This is a genomic window from Nocardia sp. NBC_01499 (assembly GCF_045040275.1).
GTDB lineage: Bacteria > Actinomycetota > Actinomycetes > Mycobacteriales > Mycobacteriaceae > Nocardia.
Window position 1 is genome coordinate 3357714 of the sequence record NZ_CP109426.1, and the last position, 24947, is coordinate 3382660.

Below are 24947 nucleotides of genomic sequence, written 5' to 3' on the forward strand. Positions count from 1 at the left end.
GACGCCTGGTCGGATCATGCCTGTTATATCCGGAATCTATGAGACTCGAGGAAGTGCCTTGCCGCTACCAAAGCCCAACCGGCTCAGCATCATCGCCGCACTCGCCACCACCCTCATGGTGGGTGCCCCGCAGGCCTCCGCAGCACCAGCATCGACCCCTGAGCTCAGGGTGCTGACGTACAACACCTTCCTGATGAGCAAGAACCTGTACCCCAACTGGGGCCAGGACCACCGGGCCGCGGAGATCCCGAAGACCGACTTCTTCAAGGGCAACGACGTCGTCGTCCTACAGGAGATGTTCGACAACGAGGCCTCCGACGCACTGAAGGCGAAAGCCAAAGCCGAATACCCGCACCAGACTCCGGTCGTCGGCCGCTCGAAGGACGGCTGGGACGCCACCGGCGGCAAGTACAGCTCCGCGACGCCGGAGGACGGCGGGGTCACCGTCCTGAGCAAGTGGCCCATCATCCGCAAGGAGCAGTTCATCTTCGCCGATGCCTGCGGCGCCGACTGGTGGGCCAACAAGGGCATCGCCTACGTGGTGCTCTCGGTGAACGGCAGCAAGGTGCACCTGGTCGGCACGCACAGCCAGTCGACCGACTCCGGTTGTGGCGCCGGTGAGGCCGCGCGTGATCGGGCGTCGCAGTTCAAGGAGATCGACGCCTTCCTGACCGCGAAGAACATCCCAGCGAACGAGCAGGTGCTGCTGGCAGGCGATCTGAACGTCGACTCGCACAGCGCCGAATACGGTTCGATGCTGGCCAACGCCCGCCTCGAGCCCGCGACCGCCCGCACCGGACACCCGTTCTCCTTCGACACCAAGGAGAACTCGATCGCGAACTTCCGCTACCCGAACGATCCGCGCGAGGATCTCGACTACGTCCTGCACCGTCAGGGCCACGCCAAGCCGGCGAGCTGGCAGAACCGCGTCGTCAAGGAGGCCTGTCCCGCCTGGACGGTCACCAGCCAGGGCAAGGACTACACCTACACCAACCTGTCCGACCACTACCCGGTGACCGCTGGCGTCTGATTCGACCCGGCCCGCCCCGCGCACCGTGCGGGGCGGGTTGCCGCTGGTAAGGCATGGATTTCCGGGCGGCGATGTCGGCAGACCGGTGGCTGGTGAAAGTTGTTGCCGCAGAACCTCCATCACGATGGGACGCGAGTCCTATGATCGCCACACAGTGAGAGTGGAGATCGTCGTATGACCGCAGTTACCACCGGATACTCCCGCGTCATCGCGCCACCGGGATGGAGCCGCTGGCTGGTTCCGCCCGCCGCGCTGTCCATTCATCTCGCCATCGGGCAGGCCTACGCCTGGAGTGTGTTCAAGCCGCCGCTGGAAAAGGCGATGGATATCTCGGGGACCGGCAGTGCGCTGCCCTTCCAGATCGCCATCGTCATGCTCGGGTTGTCGGCGGCCTTCGGCGGGACGCTCGTGGAACGCCGTGGCCCGCGCTGGGCGATGACCGTTTCGCTGGTCTGCTTCTCGTCCGGGCTGCTGATCTCGGCGCTCGGCGCGTACGCGAATGCCTACTGGCTCATCGTGTTCGGCTACGGGTTCGTCGGCGGGATCGGACTCGGTATCGGGTACATCTCCCCCGTCTCCACCCTGATCCGCTGGTTTCCCGACCGGCCAGGCATGGCAACCGGTTTCGCGATCATGGGCTTCGGTGGTGGCGCGCTGATCGCGTCGCCGTGGACCGCCCAGTTGCTGTCGTCCTTCGGCACGGACCACGTCGGCATCGCCGAGACCTTCCTGGTGATGGGTGTGGTCTACGCGGTGTTCATGTCGGTCGGCGTGTTGCTCGTGCGGGTGCCGCCGCCGGGTTGGCGTCCTGCGGGGTGGGTGTCGCAGCCGAAAACGGCGAAGTTGATCAGCGTGCACGATGTCGCGGCGAACGACGCGATCCGGACGCCGCAGTTCTGGCTGCTGTGGATTGTGTTGTGTTTCAACGTGACCGCTGGCATCGGCATCCTGGAGAAGGCGGCGCCGATGGTGACCGACTTCTTCAAGCAGACCTCGACGCCGGTGACGGCGGCCGCCGCTGCTGGCTTCGTCGCGGTGCTGTCCGCGGCCAATATGGCCGGGCGGATCGGCTGGTCGTCGCTGTCCGATGTGATCGGCCGCAAGAATGTGTACCGGATCTATCTCGGCGTCGGTGCGCTCGCCTACGCGCTGGTGTGGTCGGTCGGCCAGACCAACAAGCCCCTGTTCATTCTCGGCGCGATGGTGATCCTGTCGTTCTACGGCGGTGGATTCGCCACGGTTCCGGCGTATCTCAAGGATCTGTTCGGCACCTATCAGGTGGGTGCGATCCATGGCCGGCTGCTCACGGCGTGGTCGGTGGCCGGTGTGGCGGGGCCGCTGATCGTCAACGCGATCGCGGATTCCGGTGCGCGGCACGGCAAGACGGGGCCCGAGCTGTACGGTGCCTCGTTCGCCATCATGATCACGCTGCTCTGCGTCGGCTTCGTCGCCAACGAGCTGATTCGCCCGGTCGCGGCGAAACACCATCGGAAGGTCCCCACCGAGGACGTTGTCACGGAAGGAAATCCGGCATGAGCGAGCCCGAGGAAATGGCCGCGGCGCGGCGCGTTCCGCTGCTGATCTTCTCCTGGCTGTGGGTCGCCGCGCCCTTCGCCTATGGGCTCGACCGCCTGATCGTGAACCTGCTCAAGCTGTTCCAGTAGACCTCAGGTGAGTCTGCTCGTGTCACCGGTGTAGATGTGCAGCGGGTGCAGGCCCCACGATCTGGCGACCTTCTTCGCCATATCGGCCAATTCCGCAGCGGTGTGCGCCATCTCGGGCTTGAGACTCTCCAGGGCCCAGTGCACTTTGCCGTTGGATTCGGACAGCCACGTCGCGAGCGCGACCGGCTGCCTGGCGGTGCGCGGCGCGTCGATGCCCTGGACGACGGCTCGCTTCATGTGCAGCGACGGCTCGAACCGGCCGAGTTGCGGCGCGACAAAGGAGTCGAGAACACCCATGTTGGAACACATTCCGACGGTGATCGGCACGGTTTCCAGCAGTCGATGGACGACGCCGTCGGGCAGGACGTCGAGCAGATCGGGTGGTATCTGGCGTGGCTGCGAGAGTACGCCGGAGCCGACCGTCGCCACCGCCGCGAACGCCGCCTTGCTCACCGCGCGCAGCGAGGTCAGGTCGTGGTTGTCCAGCCATTCGCGCTGCACCACGATCGGCACCCTGGTAAACGAATTGGCGTCCTGCTGATCGTGTTCGCGCAGGATTCGCACGGCGGGTGTCAGCACGGGCGGAATGTTGTCCACCAGGGGGCAGCGCCGGAGGAGATCGGCGGTCAGCGCCAGGTACAGCGTATTGGTCGTGCCGCCGTCGCGTTCGGCCGCCGATTTCCATTGCGCCGCATCGAAGGTGAGGACCACCGACTGCTCACGCCAACCCTGCGGGTCGGGTTCTGGCTCCGGCGGACGGGAGAACAGTGCCGTGCGTACGGCCGCGCGGTGCAGCGGGTCGCGGGCGGCGCGGCGCATCTCCGTAACCGCCTGTCGCGCAACGGTAATGCCGCGGTGGGCGCCGTCGGAGAGTTGGTCCCATACGCCGACCCTGGCATCGAGGCCGCGGTTCGTGGCGAGTCCCGGGTCGACCAGACCGGCCTCGGCCATCAGTCCCGCGTGACCGTCGGCGAGGGCGTGCGACTTGGTCAGGCAGACCACCATGCCGCCGGAATGCGTTGGCACGGCAGACAATCGCCACCCATATCCCCCATCGGGATCGAGGCGATACTGCGCCTGCTCGTTCGCCCACGTCAATGCGTCGGCCTCGTCGATCGGGTCGGCGGCAACGGACAGCGGCAGGGCGGTGCCGGCGTGCACCCAGCGGGCTCGCGCGAACGGCACCACCGAGCGGCGCACGCGCCGCGACAGCGGTCCGGACTTCAGCCGTGCGTACATCGAATTCAGCTGATCGTCGCTCGGTCGACGGTCCAGCACAGTCAGCGTCTGCGTGACAACGGGCATGCCGTAACCGTGATGCAGGCGCAGGAAGGCCTTGTCGGTGAGATTGACATACACCGGGGCCGCCGACCCACCGTGGCGAGTGGAGTTGTCCCGTTCGGCGCGGAAGCCGCGAGTGATGGTTGCCATGAACACTCCTGTGCATCAGGCCGCGCGATCGATCACGTCTTTCGTCCGCAGCCAAGACCGACATTGCCGTCGGTTTCGAGAATTTCGGGCAATACACCCAAATAGCGGATTCCGGTTAGGCACCGAATAGTCACGCATCCGGCACAGGTTGTCTCCCTGGCGGATTGGAAAGCTCTTGCTCCCAGCGAATACAGGTATTCCTACGCCAATGTACCGTAACCGCCAATCGCGAACATCGGTGATTACCGCCACATCAATAACTCGTAAGTTTCCGCGTGCCCGTAGGCCAGCGGTGGTGCGGTGCCGGCGGCTGAGCGGTGTTTCGATCCCTCGGTGCCGGGTATCTGCCCGACGTCCGGTTCGAGGGAGATGAGGGCGTCTGATGAGTGGGTTGTCGACGGGGACGGGCAGGTCCCGGGGTCAACGGGGCAGCACATTGTCTTCCACAGCGGGGCAGATCGCGCAGAACGGCGTCTTCGAGCGGTTCGCGCGGGCGGGGTTCGTCATGACCGGCATCGTGCACCTGATCATCGGGTACATCGCTATTCGGATCGCGCTCGGCGGGCCGGGTGGCACTGCTGATCAGTCCGGAGCGTTGGCCGAATTGGCGAGTAAGCCCGGCGGGATCGTTGTCATGTGGATCGGTGTGGTGGCATTTGTGTTGATGGGGTTGTGGCGGCTTGCGGAGGCGGCGTTCGGCAGTGCGTCGAAACCCGATGCTGACAGCAAGAAGTCGGAAGCGTTTCGCCGAGTGAAGGCGGTCGCATTGGCGGTGATCTATTTCTCGTTCGCCTTGTCCGCGTTCGGATTCGCGCGCGGCCGTGGCAAGTCGAGTAGCCAGCAGAGTGCCGGAACCACAGGGCGATTGATGCAGAACACCGCGGGCACGATCGTTCTTGTCATTGCCGGACTGATCGTCATCGGGGTCGGTGGTTATCACGTCTACAAGGGGATCGGTAAGAAGTTCCTCAAAGATCTCGAGGGCAACACCGGCGACCTGGTGCGACGGCTCGGGATGGCCGGATACATCGCGAAGGGGCTTGCCGTGGCCGCCATCGGATTGCTGGTGATCCTCGCGGTGAGCCAGTCCGAACCGGACAAAGCGGCCGGACTCGATGGTGCGCTGAAAACCCTTGGGGCGCAACCCTATGGCCTGATCTTGCTGATCGTGGCGGGCCTCGGCATCATCACCTACGGCCTCTACAGCTTCGTCATGGCCCGATACGCCAAGATGTAGTGGTGGGCGGGTGGGGCAAGATCGACGGCATGGGCCCAACCGCCGGACCGCTGGTACCCGAGACCGTGCACGATTTCCGCGACCTCGCGCGCACCCGACTGCGCGCATTCCCGCATACCGAAGTTCCCGCCGCCCCGGGTATTCGCCGTGCGGCGGTGCTGCTGTGCGTGGTCGAAGAAGGCGATGGCGCACCATCGGTGGTCGTCATCAGGCGCGCCTATCGTGGCCGCAATGCCGGACAGTGGGGGTTGCCCGGCGGTCGGCTGGACGAGGGCGAGACCGCGGCGCAGGCCGTATTGCGTGAGCTGCACGAGGAACTCGGCCTGACCGCCACTCCCGCCGACCTGCTCGGCAGGCTCGACGACTTCCCCGCGGCATCGGGTTTCGTCATCACGCCGTTCGTCGCGGCACTGCCCGGCGCGATCGAGCTGACGCCGAGCCCCGACGAAGTGCATTCGGTGCACCTGGTCCGGCTCGCCCGGCTGGCCGCCGATGAGGTGCCGCACTGGGTCGCCCCGCACGAGGCCGTGCCGCAACCCGAACTCCGCGACGCGGCGGCCGCCGTCCCGGAAAACGTTGGCCTGCTACAGATGCGACTCGGCGACGGCATGACCATTCACGCACCGACCGGCGCGATGCTCTGGCAGTTCCGCGAGGTGGTGCTACTCGGCCGAGATCACACGAACGCCCGCGTTGCCCACTTCACCCAGCCCGACTGGACCCAGCACTGACACCTGAGCGGCCCGCCGCGATCGACGGGCCGCTCAGGGGTTCAGCTAGCGCGGCGCGCCAGTGCGTGCACGGTGCCGTCGGTGGTGAGGACGAACAACCAGTCGCCGGTCACCGACATCGCCGAGGCGACCGCGCCGCCTAAGGTGTACTGGCTCAACAGCTTTCCGGTCTGACGGTCGAGCACGACCAACCTGCCGTCCCAGGTGCCCGCGTAGACAACGGTTTCGGTGGTCAGCGCGTGCATCGCGGGCGCGTTCGGCGCGGCCGTGCAGCCCGCCGCCACCCGCGCGGGGTCATCGAGCGGACCGGTACCCGGCAGGTAGCCGACGCCGGTCTCCCACACGGGCTGGGCCGGTTTATCGGAAAGGGTGTCGAACGCACGGACTTTGCCGTCGATCGCCGCGACATAGACCTGCTGCCCGCGCACCGAGGGACTGGTCACCGGCGGCGGTCCCGGTTCGCACGCACTGCCCGGGATATCGGCGTGCCACAGCGCGCGCCCGTCCCTCGGGTCATGGCCGTTCAGACCACCGCCGGTCATGGTGATCAGCTGACGAGCCCCGTCGGTGAACGCCGGGGACGAGTGGCTGTACAGGCCGCCCGCGGTGTCGACGGAGTATCCGCGGGTGCAGGTGGTCAGATCCATCGCGACGAGGGATTGACTCGAACCCGAGTGCAGGTAGGCCGTTTTCGCGTCCGTCCCGCGCACGGCGGCACTGTGGAACTCGCCCCAACCGGCGGGCGCGGGGAAGCCGCCGCCGAGCCGGTTCCCGGTCTTGGCGTCCCGGCAGACGATCTGGTCGTAGGCCTGGTAGATCGCGACCGCGCGGTTCTGCTCAGGCACGTCGAAGACGCTCACCGGCCCGCCCGCCCGGCCGTAGCGACGCACCGTCTTCCCGGTGCGGTTCTCGTCATCGATGGTCTGCCAGTCGATGACACCCGTGCGCGAGTTGAGCGCGTAGACCCGGCCGACTCCGGTGGTGAGATACACCTGGCCGCCCCGCACGGTCGGGAAGGACTCGGCGTCACCATCCAGATAGGTCCGCCACAGTTCCTTGCCGGTGTCGCGGTGATAGGCCAGCACCTGGTTGTAGGGCGAGGCGAAGGCCTGGGACGCCACGATCACCAGGTCACCGGCCACGGCGGCGCCGTTGAGGCCGAACTGCTCGCCGGTGTTGGCCGACCACCGCTGATCCAGCACCGCACCCGGGTCCGATACCGCGGTGGATCCACCCGATTCGGTTCCGCCCTGACGTGGCCAGTCCGCTCCGGCCGCCGGTGGTGCGCCGACGGGCAGCACGCGGAAACTACCTTGCAGCACAGGCCATTTCCCGCCCGCGGTATCGGTCGCGGTCGCCTCGACGCGGTAGGTCCCCGGCTGCAGAAAGAGGATGCTCCCGTGCGCGGTCGCCCAATTGGCTCGGACGGCAGGGCAGGACTCGGCCCGCCCACCGGGCGGTGTGTAGCAGTTCACCCAACCGGGCGTGGCCTCCGTGCGGCCGAAGCGCAGATCCGCGCGCCACGCCTCGCCGTTGCGCTCATTACGCACCACGACCTGCGCATTCGCCGGAGTCCGACCGGCGTCCTCGACATACAGATCGACCGGGATCGAGGCACCTGCCCGATGAGCGCTGTCCGGTGCCGGACTTACCAGTGCCGTCCGGTCGCGCACGAAGAACTGCCGGTGCGTGCCGGACACGTAACCGGTGTCCTCGTTCGCCGGTGTCGTCGGATTGTCGGTGATGCCAGCGGAGTCGAGCACCTTGTACCCGGGCTGTGCGCCGTCGATGCCGTAGGTGGCGCCCATGTTGTTCACCTCAACCGAGCGCGGAAACGCGCCGCGGCGGAACTCACTCTGCTGGTTGTGGCCCGCCGCGAACATCCGCACGTCGTAGCGGGCGAGTTCGTCGACGATCGGCTGGATAGCTTGTCCCGCACCCCATTTGGTGAACAGCGACCGGTGGGCGAAGACGAACACCTGCTTACCCGAGGCATGGCGGCTCAGGTCCTCGCGTAGCCATTGCAGTTGCGGGGCAAGCCCGGTGGTGTCGTAGTTGTCCTCCAACACCACGATGTGGCGGCCGTTGCGATTGAAGCTGTACCACTCCGGCCCCATGTTCCTGCGGTAGATCTCCATGCTCGCGGCATACCCGGACGTGCTGCCGGTCCCGCCCGCGTCGTGGTTGCCCATCACCGGGTAGAACGGGCGACCGAAGCGGCCCTTGGTCAGGCCGCTGCGCAGGATGTCGTAACTGCCCTGGCGCCGGTTGGGCGCGGTGTAGTCGGTGACGGTGATGTCGCCGGTCGCGATGGCGACGGTGGCCTCCCGGTTGCGCGCCATCGCCTCGACCTGCCCGGTCCACTGGGCCTGCGTTGCCGCGGCGGAGGCGTCGCTGCGATTGTCGGTTTCGGTGTCGGACAACATGATCCACGCCTCGCGCGGATCGTCCGCCCGTTTGTCGGGGACCAGGGCGAAGTCGATGCCGTCCTGCCGCGGTGTGCCCTCGTCGAGCGCGCGGAAGAAACGCGGGACCGAGTCCTCGCGCAGCGCCGGGGTGTACCCGTCCGGCGAAACGATATGGACCAGATCGGTTTCCCGGCGACCCGGATCTATCCGCAGGCGGTAGCCGCCGTCCTTATCGGTCTTCGCCCACACCGATCCATCGGTGACCGATACATCCGGCAGTCCCCCCTCGCCGCTGTCGCGAACACCATTGCCGTTCTTATCGATGAAGACCGTGCCCCGCACCTCGACCGATGCATCCGCCGCATACGCCAGACCGGGGGCGGTGATCACCGCCAGAGTGACGAATAGACATAGTAGATATTTCCACATGAAAATAAATGTAAAGGACTCGCGACGCCGCTGACACCGTCTGGCGCTACAGTTCGCCCGCAGTACCGCCGATGTTCAGGCCCCGACGCCGAATACCGCTATTCCTCCACGAAATTCGCGGCATTCCGGCGCCGACGGTCCACGGTCACGGTGAAAACATCGGGGCGAGAGTAGTGTCCGGTCGGATCGAAATTCTGTCGTTCCCTTGCTATTTCGGCCAGGTCGATATCGGCGATGACGAGTCGTTCGTCATTGATCACCGGTTCGACCAACCAGCAGCCATTCGGGCCCGCGATGGCGGAGCCTCCGTCGTAGCCCGCGGGCTTGCCGAGTGCGAGGAGTTCGTCGCGAAGCGGGAAATCCGTTGGCACGTCGGCATAGTCGAGAACGGCGCCGACGGCCAGGGAATACACCCGGCCCTCCATGGCGACGAAACGGGTGATGTCCTTGGTGTTGCGGACCGACCCGGGCCAGGTGGAAACGTGCAGGGTCGCGCCGTCGGCATACAGCGCGTGCCTGGCCTGCGGCATCCAGTTCTCCCAGCAGGACAGCCCGCCGACGCGGAACTCGCCGACATCGTGGGCGCGCAACCCGTTGCCGTCGCCGATGCCCCAGACCATCCGTTCCTCGTGCGTCGGCATCAGCTTGCGGTGCGCGCTGACTACGCCGCGGGCCGGGTCGATGGCGACCAGGGTGCAGTACACCGTGCCGCGCACGCGCTCGGTGATGCCGAGGTAGCAGAACACCCCGAGGTCGGCGACCGCCTCGCGGATCGTGGCGAGGTGCGGTCCGTCGAGGGTGACCGCCGCGTCCAAATAGTAGGCGTAGGCGGCCTTTTGGGCCGGGTCGTCGAACCGGGCTCCCCCGGTGTCCGCCACCCAGATCGGGTAGCCGGACAGGAACGTCTCCGGGAAGGCGACCAGATCCACCCCGGCCGCCGCGGCCTGAGTCAGATAGTCGACGACGATCTTCGTTCCCGCCGTTGGGTCGAGCCAGGCAGGCCGTGCCTGCGCCGCAGCAATTCGCATGTCCCCGACACTAACCACGTTGGCCTCAATTACCTTGGCCGATCTGGCCGTTCATCCAGTCGCCAAGCCACTGGATGGCGTTGTGGCCCTTGTCGTCTACGACTAGGGCGCCGTAGTTGATGTGTGCGTTGGAAGCGAAAAAGCTTGCGGCGCTGAGGCCGTCGCGGATGAGTGACAGTAGGTTGATGCCCCGGGTAGGCGGCGCGGTCTTGGCGAGCGCGGCGCTCAGGTCGTCGAGGTCGAGGTGCTGGGTGTTGTTGCTGGTGAGCAGGCCGGTCGCGACCGTGGCCAGCTCGAGGCCGGCCGGAAGCAGGCCGGAAAGCATCGCCGCCGCACCGGCCGGGTCGGGTGCCTGCCCCGGCGGCGGCGCCAGCTTCTCCAGCACCGACCACGCGATTTCCTGGATCTGGCCGACCAGGGTCGCCATCCGGATGACATCGACAGTGGACAGGATCGCGGTCATCGACGTCGCGATCTGGACGTAGCCCTGCGAGTTCGGGACCGTTGAGAGCACCTGTGCGACCGATTTCAGGTCGGAACTCGCGACCAGATCGACCAACGGTTTGAACTCGTTGTTCAGGGCACCGGCGACTTGATGGGCGCCCTTGGCGTCCATCGCCGCCACCTTCTGCGGTAGCAGCGCGAGATTGTCGAGGATGGCGTGGAAGTCGAGCGCGGTGACGTTGGCGACGACGTCTAGGGTCTGGTCAACCAGCACAGTGGGTTTCAGCATCGCCAGGATCTTCGATGCCGATCCGAGGATGGCCGCAGGAAGGTCGGCAAGCGGTGCGACCTGACCGACGAGTGCGTCGATCTTGATCGTCAATGTGGTCGCGTCAGGCGAGTTCGCTTGGAGTGTGCGAATGCCCCTGTTCAACAGGCTGGTCGCGGTGTCGGCAATCGTGCCCACCGCTGTCGCGGCGCCGGTCAGATTGGATTCCCCGACCTTGATCAGCACCCGGCCCGCGTTGTTCTCGGCCGATCCGGCTGGGGCAGCGGACAATCGGTCGGCGGCGCCGGAATCTTGCAGACCGGCAAGCGTTTTGAGGGTAACCTCCAGCTTCGCGGCGGTGTCGCGGACGTGGGTCAGGTTGATACCGCCTGGCGCAGTGAGGCTGGTAGACAGCTCGTCGACGGCACCGGCCAGACCGGGGAGGTCGGCCTTGGTGACATTCGACGTCAGGGTTTTGGCCATGCTGGAGTTGCCGAGCACCTTACTCAGCAGCGAGCCGAGTTTCCCGAGTAACGGGTTGTCGCCCTTCTTGATCGAGCAATACAGGTCGCCCGGGTCGCAGATCGAGCTGACCCGGCCGGTGAGCTTGCCCATGCCCGACGGCCGGGGATCGGCGATCCCCGAGCCAGCGGTGTGCGGGCCGACGGCGGTTTCGCCCTTGGTGCCTGCCGCCGGGTCGGCGATGAGACCGACGGCAAGGACCCGGTCCGGTGGCACGGGTCCGCGGTCGTTGCCGATCTCGGCGGCGACATCGCCCGCCGCGTCCGCGCCTTGGCTGTAACCGGTGATCGTGAACTTCGCAGCGGGGCAACGGTTGTCGTAGTCGCGCAGCGCTTTGCGGGCATTGACCAGCGCGGTGTTCTTGCTGTCCGCGTAGGTGTGGCCGTTGTCGAAGGCGCGGGCCATGTACGGCGTGAAGTAGATGTCGGATTTAGGTCCCTGCTGACGCTGGATGGCCTCGGCGATCGGCCGGAGCATGCCGATCGGCTTTGCGGGGTCGGCGTTTTCGTTGGTCTCCCAGGTGCCGGGGATGAACAGATTGAACGTCTCCGCGCAGTCAGCCGGTGCCGCGTGCGCGATAACCGGAGCGGCGACAGTAGCGGAAGCGACGGCTACCCCGATGGCAACCATCGTCGCCACCACGTAGCGATTGGACGAATGCATGACTGACATCTGAACCTCACTACCGAACTCGGTCGGCCGCTCATCGCCGAATGGCAGAGTCGGCCGATCGCCGGGATTCCTTGGCAGTGCCAACGCATATTCAGCGCGGCGACCGTTGGCGCCGCGCTGAATATCGCGATTTACCGGTCAGGACAAATTGCCGACAAGCAGGCTGAGGAGTTTGAGGGCCACTTTGGCAATATCAAGCCCGGTGCCGAGGGATCCGGTCGATGACCCACCACCGCTGAGCGAATCGCCGGCATCGCTGGAACCCGAGCTCGTGGCAATGTAATTAACGGTGTCCATAACGCTGAGGAGAGTCGACATGTCTCAAACCGCCTGTCTTGTAACGGTATTACACCGAGCAGCACCTGAGCTCAGGTGCCGTGACTATGGGATGTTGGCAGCCACAAGATTCCCCTTGGATCCCCGCCGCGTCCAGACACTCAACTGGGGAAGTTGGGCCGAGGTGCACCATTCCGAGCGAATGCCCGTGGCAGACCGGCAGGTTTTCTGATCTCCCCACTGCAAACTGGGGAACCCTGGTGAGGCATTTCGTGGCGACCGACCGAAGAGGGCACACCACTTGCAACGGCGGCCGAGTTGTATTGCGGACTATGCAATATATGTTGCGCCACTTGCGGACTGGGGTGACGTGGGACATTCTGACCCGAACGCGGGGCAAAAGGAGAAGACGATGCGCGATGGTGAGCTCGGACGACGGCATCTGCTCGGACTACTCGGCGGCGTGGTCGGCGTCGGCGTCGCGGTGGCGACCGGAGCGATACGGCCTACGGTGGCACGCGCGGCGAACGGGACGCGCGCGTTCATTGGCTCCTATACCTCCAGTGGCGCAGGCGGTTCCGGCATCAGTGTCGCCACCGTCGATCCCGGCACGGGTCGGCTTACCGTGGAAAGCACGGTGGACGTCGCGGATCCGTCCTTCCTGGCATTGTCTCCCGATCGGCGTTACCTGTACGCGGTGAACGAGGGCTCCGGCGCGGGCACGGCCACCGCGATCGACCTGCGTTCGTCGCGGCCGACCATATTGAATACTGTTGCGGTACAGGGCAATGCGCCCACTCACCTGTGCGTCACCCCGGACGGCCGTTACGTGCTGACCGCGAACTACGAGTCGGGCAGCGTCAGCGTGCTCGACGTTGCCGACGACGGACGGCTCGGCGCGGTCGTCGACGTCATCCAACACACCGGCAGCGGACCCGATCCGGATCGGCAGTCCGCACCGCACGCGCACCAGGTGTCCATCGATCCCTCCGGCCGCTGGGTGCTTGCGGTGGATTTGGGCGTCGACTCGATCTATGTCTACCAACTGGCCGGTGGCAAGCTGAATCAGCACGCGCAGGTCACGCTGGCGCCGGGCAGCGGACCGCGGCACCTGACCTTCCATCCCAACGGGCGCACCGCCTTCCTCGCCAACGAGCTGAATTCCACTGTCACCGTGTTGGATTGGCAGGCCGATCGTGGTGAACTGCGACCAGGGCAGTCGCTGCCCGCGGATCTGAACAGCGGCGGCGACCGGAACTACCCGTCCGCGCCGGTGGTCGCCATCGACGGCCGGTTCCTCTACCTCGCCAATCGTGGCCATGACAACGTCGCGACCTTCGCCATCGTCGGCGGCATGCTGGTGCCGGTTGGCACCACGCCCTGTGGCGGAAAGTTCCCCCGTGACCTGACACTGAGCCCGGACGGGCGGCGACTGTATGCCGCCGATCAGAAGTCGAACTCGGTGACCTGGTTGAACCTCGACCCCACCACCGGCCTGCCTGCCGCGCCGTCGGGCTCACTCGACGCGACCGCCGCAACCTGCGTGCTGTTCGAATAGCGTAAGCACCTCTCGCACAACAGATTCCGCTTTTGGGACAGCTATCCCCAGTTGCGCGCCAGTCGAGATGGCCGCCCAGGTGTGGTTCTACTTGATCATGACTCGCACCCCTCGAAGTGCGGCATGCTCGCGTGTGAAAGGTCTCTGAATGCGCAGAATCACGCACATCACGCTGGGCCTGCTGGTTGTCGCCAGCAGCCTGGTCGCCATGCCAACCGCCCTGGCCGATTCGGATTCCGGCCAGCTCGCCGATCTCAGCGGCATCGCCGACGACGGCGCGACGACAACCCTGCATTCCGGCGCGGCCGCGGTCCGGGTGAGCTTCCCCAATTCCGGCGCGGTGCGCGTGCAGATGGCGCCCGACGGCACGTTCACCGACCCGGCCGCCGACAAGATCGTCCTGCCGACGAAGGTCCCGCCCGCCGCCTCGAAGCGAGTGGACAAGGGCAAGTACTGGGCCATCGCCACCGCCGATCTCACGCTGCGCGCCTACAAGTCGCCGCTGCGCTTCGCCCTCTACGACGGCGCCGACACCAGGCAGATCTGGGCCGAGTCGGCACCGCTGTCCTGGACCAAGGACGCGACAACGCAGAGCCTCGGCCGCGGACAGGGCGAACAGTTCTTCGGCGGCGGTGAGCAGAACGGCCGGTTCAGCCACCGTGACCAGACCGTCAAGATCTTCGCCGACGACAACTGGAACGACGGCGGCGCGCCGAACTCGCAGCCGTTCTACCTGTCCAGCAACGGGTATGGCGTGCTGCGCAACACCTTCGCGCCCGGCAGCTACGCCTTCACCGACCCGGCGCGCACCACCCATCAGGAACGCCGCTTCGATGCGGTCTACGTCGTAGGCGACGGTCCCAAGGCCGTGATCTCGGCCTACACCGCGCTGGTCGGCAGGCCGTTCCTGCCGCCGATCTACGGGCTGGAGATGGGCGACTCCGATTGCTACCTGCACAACGCCAACCGCGGCGAGCGGCACACCCTCGACGCGGTCGGCATCGCCGACGGGTATGTGCGCAATCAGATGCCCAACGGCTGGATGCTCGTCAACGACGGTTACGGCTGCGGTTACGAGAATCTGCCGCAGGTCGGCGAGGAGCTGCGCAAGGACAACATGCAGCTCGGGTTGTGGACCGAGAACGGGCTGCCGCATCAGGCCGACGAGGTCAAAGCCGGTGTGCGAGTGCGCAAGCTGGACGTGGCCTGGGTGGGTCCCGGCTACCAGTTCGCACTCGACGGCTGCGACAGCGCGCACCGAGGCATCGAAGACAACAGCGACGCCCGTGGTTTCGTCTGGACCCCGGTGAGCTGGGCTGGCGCGCAACGCTGTGCGGTCCTCTGGAGTGGCGACCAATCCGGTTCCTACGACTACATCCGCTGGCAGATTCCCACCTACGCGGGCTCGACGATGTCGGGCATCGCGTACAACTCCGGCGATGTCGACGGAATCTTCGGCGGCAGCCCGCAGACCTACACGCGGGACCTGCAGTGGAAGGCGTTCCTGCCCACCATCATGTCGATGGACGGCTGGGCGAAGAACGACAAGCAGCCGTGGCGCTACGGCGAGCCGTACACCGCGATCAACCGAAAGTACTTGCAGCTCAAGGAAAGACTGCTGCCCTACACCTATTCGTATGCGGCGGAGGCGAATCGCACCGGCGTCGGCCAGGTTCGGCCGCTCGCGCTGGAGTATCCGCACGATCCCGCCACGTGGGGCGATCAGGCGCGTTACGAATTCCTTTCCGGGAAGGATTTTCTCGTCGCGCCGGTGTACAACGACTCGGATAAGCGCGACGGGATATACCTGCCGGAAGGCACCTGGATCGACTACTGGACCGGCCGCACCTGGACCGGGCCGACCACGGTGAACGGCTATCACGCTCCGCTGGACACGCTTCCGCTGTTCGTACGCGCCGGCGCGGTGGTGCCGATGTGGGCGGAGGGCACCCAGTCATGGCGGACTCGCGACCAGAGCGTGCTGGATCTGGACATCTACCCGCAGGCCGCCGGTAGCTTCAAGCTGGTCGAGGACGACGGGGTAACCCGGGGTTATCAGCGCGGCGAGCAGGCCTCGCAGGACTTCGCCGTGCGATCGCCCGCGCCCGGTTCGGTCGAGGTGACCATCGGCGCGAGTTCGGGATCGTATCCGGGCAAGCCTGCCGCCCGTCGCTATGAACTCGCGGTGCATACCAACACCGCACCCAAGGCCGCCCACACCTCGGCTGGTGCACTGCCCCAGCGGGCTGGACTCGACGAACTGAATCGAGCGCCCAACGGCTGGTGGTTCGACCCGAACGATCGCGGCGGCGTCGTACACGTCAAAACCGATCCGATCGCCACGGCGAACAACCTGTCGGTGGTTCTCTGGTGAACATCGGCGGACCGCTACTGACCTGGCGGTCCGCCGATTTCCATGGAACAACTGCCCGCGCAACTCATGAGCAACGGTCGGATTGTCGCTGAACCGGGGGCGCAACGGCAGCGGGGAGCAGATTCGGAGGGTGCGTGTTGCGGATGGGGGTGGTTAACTCCTCAGCGGATAGTTCTGTTCGAAAGGAGTAGGGATAGGCGTGATGCAGCTCGGGGTGAACGAGTCGTTCGCGGAGTACCGCATCGAGGGTGTACTCGGGCGGGGCGGGATGGGCACCGTCTATTTGGCGCAGCATCCACGGCTGCCGCGACAGGTCGCGCTCAAGCTGCTCAATCGCGACGTGTCGTCGGATCCGGAGGTGCGGCGGCGGTTCGAGCTGGAAGCCAATGTTGTCGCGCGGTTGGATCATCCGGGGATCGTCGGCATCCATGATCGAGGCACCCACGACGGGCACCTGTGGATCGCCATGCAGTACATCCACGGCTCCGATGCCGCGCGGTTGAACCCGAGGGAAGTGTCGATCGACCGCGTCCTGCGCATCGTCTCCGAAACCGGCTCCGCGCTCGACTACGCGCACAGCCGTGGGGTGCTGCACCGCGATATCAAACCGGCGAACATTCTGTTGTCGTCGCCGGACACCGGTCGCGCGGAGCGCGCGGTGCTGACCGATTTCGGGATCGCCCGCCTGCTCGACTCGAACACCCAGCTCACCGCGAGCGGAACATTCAGTGCCACGCTCGCTTACGCCTCCCCGGAACAACTCTCCGGCGAGCTGGTCGATCACCGGTCGGATCAATACTCGCTCGCCTGCACCCTGTTCACGTTGCTTGCGGGCCGCCCGCCCTTCGCGGCGACCAATCCAGGACAGATCGTCGCCGGGCACATCAGTAAGCCGGTGCCTCGGCTCAGTTCCGTTCGCCCCGGTGCCCCGCAGGCACTGGATGAGGTGATCATCCGAGCGATGGCGAAGCGGCGCGCCGACCGATTCGGCAGCTGCCGCGAGTTCGCCTCGGCGGCTTGGGATTCCCTGCACAGCCGACCCGCCGCGACGCCAGCTCGAACGGCCGTTGCGGCCGCTCGAATCGCGCCGACGGCGTTGAATCAGAACGGTCAGAATCGACCGGCGGCGCCGGCACCGGTCAACGAGCAGCCGGCGGCACCGGTCGCCGAGCGCACGGCGGGATCGGTTGGCGAACGCACGGCGGCACCGGTTGGCGAACGCACGGCGGCACCGGTTGGTAAGCGCACGGCGGGACCCGTTGGCGAGCGCACGGCGGGACCCGTTGGCGAGCGCACAGCGGCACCGGTTGCCGACCGTGTCCCGACGCCCAAGCCTGATCGACCGTCGCCGAGTGGTCGCCGCAGCGTGTTCAGTGCCTGCGTTTTCGCGCTGCTCCTCGGCGCTGTGGCCGCGTACCTCGTTGCCTATCCGCGGGTCTATGTCATGCGCGCACTCGTCGAGCGTCACGATCCGCACATCGCGCCGTGGGCCGCGTCGGGTGTGCTTGCCGCGGGCGCGGCATTACTGCTCCTCGGTGGGGCGGTGCTGTTGCTGGCCCGCAGGCGGTTCGGTCGGGTGCTGGTGCTTGTGGGGTGCGCGAGCTATCTGGCGAGCCTGGTGCCCGTCCGCTACCTGTACGACAGCCCGAACGGCACCACCGGGATGACGATGGCCGCGGGATTGGTGCTGCTGTGCCTGACGGTCGTCTCGGTGCTGTCGAGGCCGACGGCCCGCTGGCTGCGGACCGCCGGTCCCCGCACGTAGGTAGCTCTATTCGGGAAGACGATCCGCCAAGGCATTACGCATCACGTATTCCACGCCGGGGTCACCCGGCAGCGTCCAATTCGGACCGACGAAATACGCTGCCGCGTCCTTGTCGCCCTTGGCTAGATACTGCATCCAGGCCAGGGTGAGCGGGGCGAACGGATTATGCGCCGGGTCGTCCATCGGCGTGATGTGGGTGCCTCCTCTGATGCACGCGAGGTAGGCCGGAACTGTTATCGCCGTGTGGTATTGGGTCCACATCGGGTAGTACCAGTGCCATACGATCGCGTCGTTGCAGCCGGTGAGGTAGAGGGTCGGCACGGTGAGCAGGATGCCGAGTGCGTACGGGCTCGGCTCGGTTGGCACCGCGCCGATGATCTTCACGTCCGGATCGATGAGGTGCCACGCGTCGGGCGGCACGCTCGCATTGAGCTGGGTTGCCCCGCCGCCGCCGGAATGTCCGGCGAAGATGACGCGACTCAGATCGACCTTCCCGAACATCGGGCTTTCGGGATTCTTGTTGGCATTCGAAAGTGCCTGTACGCCACCGAGACCCATTTCCGGAGTCGAATTGAGCAGGTCGTACGGCATCGCGATCACGTATCCGTAGCTCGCCCAGAAGCGGGCACTCGAGTCGTAATACCCAGGTTCCTGACCGGTACCAGGCGAGTAGACGAGCACCGGAAGCGGGCTCATAGTCGTGATGTCCTTCGGGTAATAGAAGGTGACACCGAATGGCGAATCAGTTCCCGACGGAAATATATTGGTGCATTGCAGTTCCGACTGATTACCCCAGAAACGCCACGTGTTGTTGACCGCCGAGCCATACGGCGACGAATCACAGCTGTGCGTCGCGGTGGTCTGCGCCGTCTCGTACGGGCCGAGTTCGGCATACCGGCTCAACGGAACGTCGCCCGGCGCGAAACCGTCCTCGGCGCTGGCGGCCGGCGCCGCGCCGATCGCAAGACCGGCCAGAATTGTCGCCGCGAGAAAGACAGCGCCTAGCGAGCGGCCAGCTTTTGTCGGCCAACCCCTTCCGAGTCGTTCGGTACGCAAACTCTCACCTCTCGTTTCCACAGAATGTAAACAAGGGAACGCGACTCGACGGTCGCGGAAACGAGATCACTGTGGGATAAATTCGGCCGCCAGTCAAGCAAACACGCTGACAAGCCACTCGACGCTGGCTTTACCGAATCCGATGTCATGACCGCCGTCACGGCGTTGACGAAAGAATTGTTCCCCACCGCCGCAGTGAGTTCTTTCCTGTCCACCGGCGCCACCGACAGCAAATTCGCGTGCGGCAAAAGGGATTCCGATGTACGGAGTCAGCGGAATGTTCATGGCGTCCGCCGACGCCAACCGCATCCACCGCGTGAACGAACGGGCACCGATCGCGGGCGTCGACGCCGGCCGCGAATTCCACTACCGCCCGATCAAGCAACTCGCCCAGTGGTTTTCACGCACGAGCGGACGCGCCGAGTACGGCGCGTTCCGCGGTGCGTCAACCGGCGTCGGCTTTGTCGAGCGATTCGAGCTCGGTCCGTAATTCGACCACCTCGGTGGCGAGTTCATCGCGCAGCTGTTCGCGCTCGAGCAGGCTGGCGCGCATGCTGTCGATCGTGTCGTCCATGGCGGCCAGCTTCTGGTCGGCCCCGTTCAACCGCCATTCGATGACGGCACGGCGGTCGACGTCTTCGCTGGCATTGCGGACCCACTCCACGACGTAGTCGAGCCACTCCGGCTGCTTGGGCATCTCCTCGGTGGCGTCCCAGCCCCGCCGGGACGCGGTCTTCGGGGAGAGCACTCGTTCCGCGGCAAGACCCGGCGTCGGCGCGTTCATCTGCACGAGGCTGAGCTTTCCGGCGGTCGTCACCACGGCGGTGAGCCGATAACGCCCGGCCAGGTGCATCTTCAGCTCCGCGGCGCCGCGTCCGTCGGCGTCCATGGCGCCGAGCCACGGGCCGTCCGCCGCGTTGATGATCGACTCGAGCACGCCGAGCTGTCCGACAGCGCGCCGGACTCGGTTCGCGCGCTCGCGTAGCTCGTCCGGTGTGGCGGTCATCTGGTCCCAGTGCATCGCACCTACTTCCTCGTCGACCGGCTCCCAGGGGATTGCAACATCTACGAACGTACATTCGCCGCTCGCTCGAGCGTGGCAGACCTGCGGCGGCGGCGACACTTGACTTAGAGTGCACTCCAGGTCGTAGCGTGACAGTTCTGGATTACCGACACGCGAGGAGATCCTTCAATGGAGCTCGGTTTTCATATCCCTGTTTTCGACATCGACGGCGGCGACACCGCGATCGCCGGTGAACTCGCCAGGGTGGGCGCCGCGGCCGAGGCGTCCGGTGCGACCTGGCTGTCCTTCATGGACCACTACTTTCAGATCGAGCCGACCGGGCTACCCGCCGAGTCGAACATGCTCGAGGGTTACACCACGCTCGGCTTCCTGGCCGCGCACACCTCCACTATCGAACTCGGCCTGCTCGTCACCGGCGTGACCTATCGCCACCCCGGCCTACTCGCCAAGATCGTCACCACGCTCGATGTGCTCTCCGGTGGCCGGGCCGCGCTCGGGATCGGCGCCGCCTGGTTCGAGCGCGAGCACCTCGCGCTCGGCGTGCCGTACCCGCCGATCGCCGAACGGTTCGAGCGATTGGAGGAGGCGCTGCGCATCTGTCTGCAGATGTGGGATCCGGCGAACAACGGGCCGTTCGAGGGCAAGCACTACCAGCTGGCCGAGACGCTCTGCTCGCCACAGCCGCTGCACCGGCCGAACATCCTCATCGGCGGTAGCGGCGAACGCAAGACCCTTCGGCTGGTCGCTCAGTACGGCGACGCGTGCAACCTCTTCGGCAGCTCGCCCTCCGACGTCGAGCACAAGCTCGACGTGCTGCGGCGGCACTGCGACGACGTCGGCCGCGATTACCACGACCTCCGGATCACCATCATGGCCAACAATCCGCGGCCGACCCCGGACACCCGCGACGAGTTCGTCCGGCAGATGGCCGATTACGCCAAGCTCGGCGTGCACGCCGTCATCATCAACCCGACCACGGGTTCGCCCGCCGCGTGGATCGACGGGATGGCTCCCGCGGTCGCGCAACTCGCCGAACTCGGCTGAGCACCCCGACCGCAACGCAGACGATCGCCGAACAAGGTTGGCAGTCAGCCTTGTTCGGCGATCGAATCGGAGTAAGCCGACTAGCTATAAACCACCGGCGAGTGCGCCGAGGCCTTCGCCGAGTCCGCCAAGGCCTTCGCCCAGTTCACCGAGTCCGCCAAGGGCGTCGCCGGCACCCGCGAGTCCGCCCAAGGCGTCTCCCGCGTCACCGAGTCCACCGAGAGCGTCTCCGCCGCCGCCGAGTCCGCCCAACAGGTCGCCGAGTCCGCCGAAGTTGTCCCCTCCGCCGGTAAGCGCCCCGAGGCCGTCCTCGGATGCGTCGCCTCCTCCGCCATTGCCGAACCAGTCGAAGCTGTCGGAAGCCGAATCGCCCGCGTCGGACGCATCGCCCGCTTCAGACGCATCGCCCGCGCCGTCGGAGAACAGGTCGCTCCAGGAATCCCCGAGCGAATCGCCGGCACCGTCGGAAGACTCGTCCGAACCATCGCCCCCAGCGCCTTCGGCGGAATCGCCTCCGTCATCCGAAGACTCATCGGAGCCGTCACCGGATGGCTGCTCGGACGAATCACCCTCACCGTCTGAAGATTCGTCCGAACTGTCACCGGAAGGATCCTGCGACGAATCGTCGCCGGAAGAGTCGTCCGAACCGTCGCCCGAAGGGTCTTCAGACGAATCGTCGCCGCCGCCGCCCGAAGGATCCTCGGACGAATCGTCGCCGCCATCGGAAGGCTGGTCGCCTCCGTCGGAGGGCTTGTCCTTATCGCCACCACCGGACGGCTTGTCGCCACCGCCGGACGGCTTGTCCTTGTCACCACCACCGGAAGGCTTGTCGCCACCGCCGGACGGCTTGTCCTTGTCACCACCACCGGAAGGCTTGTCGCCACCGCCAGCGGGCTTGTCCTTGTCACCGCCGCCGGAAGGCTTGTCCCCTCCTCCGGACGGCTTGCCTTTGTCTTTCTCTTTGTCCTTATCCTTGTCCTTGTCCTTGTCAGCACCATTGGACGCACCGAAATCTTGTGTCCAGTAAGGAGTTCCGTCGCCGGCCTTGGCGTAGCCGACGCCGATGTCCTTGAGCCCGCAGTTCAGGATGTTCGCGCGGTGGCCCTCGCTGTTCATCCACGCGTCGACAACCTCGGAGGCACTCGTCTGTCCCTCGGCGATGTTCTCGGCCCAGGTCTGCGCCTTGTAGCCCGCCGCGCCGATCCGGTCGCCCGGATCGCCCTTCGACGAGTTGTGGTCCAGGTTGCCGCTGGCCGCCATATCTTTGGTATGGGCCTGCGCGGCTTCGGTGAGGTGCTCCTCGGATTTCAAAGCAGAGCAGCCGGCTTTGGTGCGTGCAGCGTTGGTAAGGCTGATCACCTCATCGGCGGGCGAATCAGGACCCGCCGAGGCCGTAGGAGCTCCAGCAAAAGTGGCAGCGAAAGCTGATACTCCGAAAGCGGTGGACAATGTGAGCATTGTGGTCGGCGAAACTTTTCGCGGTGCACTGTGCTTACCCATGAGATGCCTTCTTGTTGCTGGTTGGCGGCCTCGAGTGGCCTGAGATCTAAGCGCTGCCGGTGAGCAGGCCGAGCAGGGGCGCGAGTCCGCCCGCGGCCTTGCTGCCGGTCGCGGCGCTACCGCTGGCCGCCGTGCTGCCGGTGGCGAGCGCCTTGGCCAGCGGTGTGATTGCGGCACTGCCGGTTTCGAGGGTCTTGGCCAATCCGCCGAGCGCGGCACTGCCGCTGTTCAGCAGCTCGAGGGGGTTGCCGCCCGGCTGCGCGGTCGGGGTGGCCTTCGGCTTGGCGCCGGGCTTCTTCTTCTTCGGCGTTGTCGCGGCACGGCTGGTGTGTCCCGCCTGCCGACTGACCGAGTGCCCGGAGGCGGCCATGACCCGCTTCGCCTTCGCGGGCGCCGGTGCTACCTGGTCACCCTGGTTGGCGGTGGTGGTCGTCGTCGATTCCGCGACGGCCTGTCCCGCTCCGCTGTGCGCCGAGACGCCGAGGCCGATCAAGGTCGCCGTCGACAGAATGGCAAGTCGGGCCGGGATCTGGTTTTTGCTAGGTGCGCTGTGCTTACCCATGAGACGCTTCTTTCGGAGTGGTCGATCGCGTGTCGGATCGCCTGTCCCCCAAAGGCACAGGCTCGGTGCTGCCGAGTCGAGCTGCATGTCGGGACCTACCGATCGCCGTTGGTCGGGTGGCCTAGCTCGCTGGTGCCACCAAATTGTTGATCCCGCAAATGAGGTTAAGACGCGACGAAGCAACCCACGAGTTGTGAGTCGAATTCTAAAATCGAGTTGAGGGCTGATTAACAGCGCCACAGTCGATCACGGGCCGATAACGCCCCGATCACATCGGATCACGAAGGGCCCGAAGACCCACTCCACCTGGGCGTTGGACCAACCCGCGCTCGTACCCGGTGTGCACCACGCCGCGGCGACCATCGCCGCCCGCGCCCATGTGCCCTGCCGTCCCGACCATGTCGCGGCCCGGCGATCAGCGAGGCCGAGCCGCGGCGACCAGGGTTGACTACCGGAACGGCGGCTCGTTGAAGGTGCGCAACTTGCGCGAATGCAGCCGATCCCCTTCGGCGCGCAACAATTCCACGGCACGGATGCCGATCTGCAGGTGCTCCGAAATGGCCCCTTCGTAGAAGCGGTTCGCCTGGCCCGGCAGTTTGATCTCGCCGTGTAGCGGCTTGTCCGAGACGCACAGCAAGGTGCCGTAGGGCACGCGGAAGCGATACCCCTGCGCCGCGATCGTCGCGCTTTCCATATCGATGGCGACCGCGCGGCTCAGGTTGAAACGCAGGGCCGACGCGGAGTAGCGCAGTTCCCAGTTCCGATCGTCGGTGGTGACCACGGTGCCGGTGCGCAGCCGCTGCTTCACCTCTTCGCCCGGCATATTGCTGACGATCTTGGTGGCGTCGTACAGCGCCCGCTGCACCTCGGCGATGCTCGGAATCGGAATATCCGGCGGCAGCACCGAATCCAGCACGTGATCGTCGCGCAGATACGCGTGCGCGAGCACGTAGTCGCCGATCGCCTGGCTCTCCCGCAGGCCACCGCAGTGGCCGATCATCAGCCACGCGTGCGGGCGCAGCACCGCGAGGTGATCGCAGATGGTTTTCGCGTTCGACGGCCCGACGCCGATGTTCACCAGGGTGATGCCGCGTCGATCGGCAGAGGTCAGGTGCCAGGCCGGCATCTGATGCTTCTTCCACGCGAGATCCGAAGTCGTTGCCGCGCCGAGGGTTTCGGCGTCGATCACCGTGCCGCCCGGGCAGGAGAGACCGTCGTAGGGACTGTCGGGATCGGCGATCTGCTCGCACGCCCAGCGCACGAATTCATCGACATAACGCGTGTAATTGGTGAAGAGCACGAACGGCTGGAAATGGTCTACCGGCGTTCCGGTGTAATGCTGCAACCTGGCAAGCGAGAAATCGGTGCGCAGCGCGTCGAAATGACTGAGCGGGAATGTGTCGATCGCATTGAAGATGCCGTCGGCGGTTTCGTCACCGATGCTTGCCAGATCGGTGGTCGGAAAATACCGCGCCATCACCGCGGCCATCGAGCTGTCCAACGCGAGGTCGGCGCGGTCGATAACGTAGGGGAACGGGATCTCCTGCCGCGACGGCGATACCTCGATGCGCACGTCGTAGTCGTGCTCGATCATCTCCAGCTGTTCGGCCAGGTAGTGCCGCAGCAGGTCCGGGCGGGTGATCGTGGTGGCATAGCTGCCGGGGCGGGTGAATCGTCCCCACGCGCGGGAACGATTCTTCGACGGCGTCGCGCCGTCCCAGCTGATGCGCAGTTCGGGATAGACGAACAGCCCGGCGGCGCGGGTGGCCTCGTCCGGCACCGTGCCGTTCTCGACGAAGGCCCGGATCGCATCGCGCAACGCGGCGACGGATTCGGCGTAGCGCGTTTCCAGCTGATCCAGGGCCTCGGCGCTGGTCAACGAACTGGCTGGTGGCCGATTCGGCATGTGTCTCCCTGCGTCGCG

Annotated in this window: 21 protein-coding genes; 10 read left to right on the forward strand and 11 right to left on the reverse strand. The window is 66.0% G+C overall.

Translation table 11 applies throughout. The features are described from left to right. Positions 1-58 precede the first annotated feature (58 nt). From sph to OG203_RS15505, 3 genes are all read left to right on the forward strand, one after another. Positions 59-1030, forward strand: a complete 972-nt coding sequence (gene sph / locus OG203_RS15495) for a sphingomyelin phosphodiesterase (protein WP_405166355.1) — start codon at positions 59-61, stop codon at positions 1028-1030. 174 nt (positions 1031-1204) lie between these two features. Next, positions 1205-2566 carry an OFA family MFS transporter gene (locus tag OG203_RS15500; RefSeq protein WP_405166356.1) on the forward strand — a complete coding sequence of 454 codons (1362 nt, stop codon included), beginning with the start codon at positions 1205-1207 and terminating at the stop codon, positions 2564-2566. Then, positions 2563-2694, forward strand: a complete 132-nt coding sequence (locus tag OG203_RS15505; RefSeq protein ID WP_405166357.1) for a hypothetical protein — start codon at positions 2563-2565, stop codon at positions 2692-2694. The genes OG203_RS15500 and OG203_RS15505 overlap by 4 nt, the downstream gene beginning before the upstream one ends. 3 nt (positions 2695-2697) lie before the next feature. On the opposite strand, the gene OG203_RS15510 is transcribed toward OG203_RS15505, so the two are convergent. After that, entirely contained in the window at positions 2698-4125 is a 1428-nt protein-coding gene (locus OG203_RS15510) for a hypothetical protein (RefSeq protein ID WP_405166358.1), read from the reverse strand. Between the two features lie 382 nt (positions 4126-4507). On the opposite strand from OG203_RS15510, the gene OG203_RS15515 reads away from it, so the two are divergent. Together OG203_RS15515 and OG203_RS15520 are read left to right on the forward strand one after the other, a co-directional pair. Next, on the forward strand, positions 4508-5362 hold the full coding sequence (locus OG203_RS15515; RefSeq protein ID WP_405166359.1) for a DUF1206 domain-containing protein: 855 nt from the start codon (positions 4508-4510) through the stop codon (positions 5360-5362). A 29-nt stretch (positions 5363-5391) separates the two neighbouring features. Next, positions 5392-6093, forward strand: a complete 702-nt coding sequence (locus OG203_RS15520) for an NUDIX hydrolase (protein WP_405166360.1) — start codon at positions 5392-5394, stop codon at positions 6091-6093. 41 nt (positions 6094-6134) lie between these two features. On the opposite strand, the gene OG203_RS15525 is transcribed toward OG203_RS15520, so the two are convergent. The 4 genes from OG203_RS15525 to OG203_RS15540 all read right to left on the reverse strand — a co-directional run bounded on the left by OG203_RS15525 (position 6135) and on the right by OG203_RS15540 (position 12161). Further along, positions 6135-8930 carry a PQQ-binding-like beta-propeller repeat protein gene (locus tag OG203_RS15525; RefSeq protein WP_405166361.1) on the reverse strand — a complete coding sequence of 932 codons (2796 nt, stop codon included), beginning with the start codon at positions 8928-8930 and terminating at the stop codon, positions 6135-6137. A gap of 98 nt (positions 8931-9028) precedes the next feature. Further along, positions 9029-9958 carry a carbon-nitrogen hydrolase family protein gene (locus tag OG203_RS15530; protein ID WP_405166362.1) on the reverse strand — a complete coding sequence of 310 codons (930 nt, stop codon included), beginning with the start codon at positions 9956-9958 and terminating at the stop codon, positions 9029-9031. A 25-nt stretch (positions 9959-9983) separates the two neighbouring features. Further along, on the reverse strand, positions 9984-11855 hold the full coding sequence (locus OG203_RS15535; RefSeq protein ID WP_405166363.1) for a cutinase family protein: 1872 nt from the start codon (positions 11853-11855) through the stop codon (positions 9984-9986). A gap of 147 nt (positions 11856-12002) precedes the next feature. Further along, positions 12003-12161, reverse strand: coding sequence for a hypothetical protein (locus tag OG203_RS15540; protein ID WP_379290129.1), 159 nt, complete (start codon positions 12159-12161; stop codon positions 12003-12005). A gap of 391 nt (positions 12162-12552) precedes the next feature. Here OG203_RS15540 and OG203_RS15545 point away from each other — a divergent pair, with 391 nt between their 5' ends. The 3 genes from OG203_RS15545 (at position 12553) to OG203_RS15555 (ending at position 17837) form a co-directional block, all read left to right on the forward strand. Next, positions 12553-13698 (forward strand): lactonase family protein, encoded by a 1146-nt coding sequence (locus OG203_RS15545; RefSeq protein WP_405166364.1) that lies wholly within the window; start codon positions 12553-12555, stop codon positions 13696-13698. Positions 13699-13846: 148 nt separating this feature from the next. Beyond that, positions 13847-16072: a TIM-barrel domain-containing protein gene (locus OG203_RS15550; protein ID WP_405166365.1), complete on the forward strand. Its 2226-nt coding sequence runs from the start codon at positions 13847-13849 to the stop codon at positions 16070-16072. Positions 16073-16274: 202 nt separating this feature from the next. After that, complete coding sequence (locus OG203_RS15555; RefSeq protein WP_405167885.1) at positions 16275-17837, forward strand: protein kinase domain-containing protein; 1563 nt, start codon at positions 16275-16277, stop codon at positions 17835-17837. A 6-nt stretch (positions 17838-17843) separates the two neighbouring features. On the opposite strand, the gene OG203_RS15560 is transcribed toward OG203_RS15555, so the two are convergent. Then, the gene (locus OG203_RS15560) at positions 17844-18893 is read right to left on the reverse strand and encodes an alpha/beta hydrolase (RefSeq protein ID WP_405166366.1); all 1050 of its coding nucleotides are present in this window, start codon (positions 18891-18893) and stop codon (positions 17844-17846) included. Between the two features lie 93 nt (positions 18894-18986). Continuing rightward, complete coding sequence (locus tag OG203_RS15565; protein ID WP_405166367.1) at positions 18987-19178, reverse strand: hypothetical protein; 192 nt, start codon at positions 19176-19178, stop codon at positions 18987-18989. On the opposite strand from OG203_RS15565, the gene OG203_RS15570 reads away from it, so the two are divergent. Continuing rightward, positions 19177-19383 (forward strand): hypothetical protein, encoded by a 207-nt coding sequence (locus tag OG203_RS15570; protein WP_405166368.1) that lies wholly within the window; start codon positions 19177-19179, stop codon positions 19381-19383. The two genes, OG203_RS15565 and OG203_RS15570, sit on opposite strands and share 2 nt — an antisense overlap. Here OG203_RS15570 and OG203_RS15575 read toward each other — a convergent pair. Then, a complete protein-coding gene (locus OG203_RS15575) occupies positions 19339-19899 on the reverse strand; it encodes a hypothetical protein (RefSeq protein WP_405166369.1) in 561 nt (186 codons plus the stop codon). The genes OG203_RS15570 and OG203_RS15575 overlap by 45 nt on opposite strands. A 186-nt stretch (positions 19900-20085) precedes the next feature. On the opposite strand from OG203_RS15575, the gene OG203_RS15580 reads away from it, so the two are divergent. Next, complete coding sequence (locus OG203_RS15580; protein WP_405166370.1) at positions 20086-20961, forward strand: LLM class F420-dependent oxidoreductase; 876 nt, start codon at positions 20086-20088, stop codon at positions 20959-20961. 84 nt (positions 20962-21045) lie between these two features. Here the strand turns inward: OG203_RS15580 and OG203_RS15585 are convergent, their stop codons facing one another. From OG203_RS15585 to OG203_RS15595, 3 genes are all read right to left on the reverse strand, one after another. Beyond that, complete coding sequence (locus OG203_RS15585; protein ID WP_405166371.1) at positions 21046-22461, reverse strand: CAP domain-containing protein; 1416 nt, start codon at positions 22459-22461, stop codon at positions 21046-21048. A gap of 46 nt (positions 22462-22507) precedes the next feature. After that, positions 22508-23023 (reverse strand): hypothetical protein, encoded by a 516-nt coding sequence (locus OG203_RS15590; RefSeq protein WP_405166372.1) that lies wholly within the window; start codon positions 23021-23023, stop codon positions 22508-22510. A 448-nt stretch (positions 23024-23471) separates the two neighbouring features. Further along, positions 23472-24929 (reverse strand): AMP nucleosidase, encoded by a 1458-nt coding sequence (locus tag OG203_RS15595; protein WP_405166373.1) that lies wholly within the window; start codon positions 24927-24929, stop codon positions 23472-23474. Positions 24930-24947 lie beyond the last annotated feature (18 nt).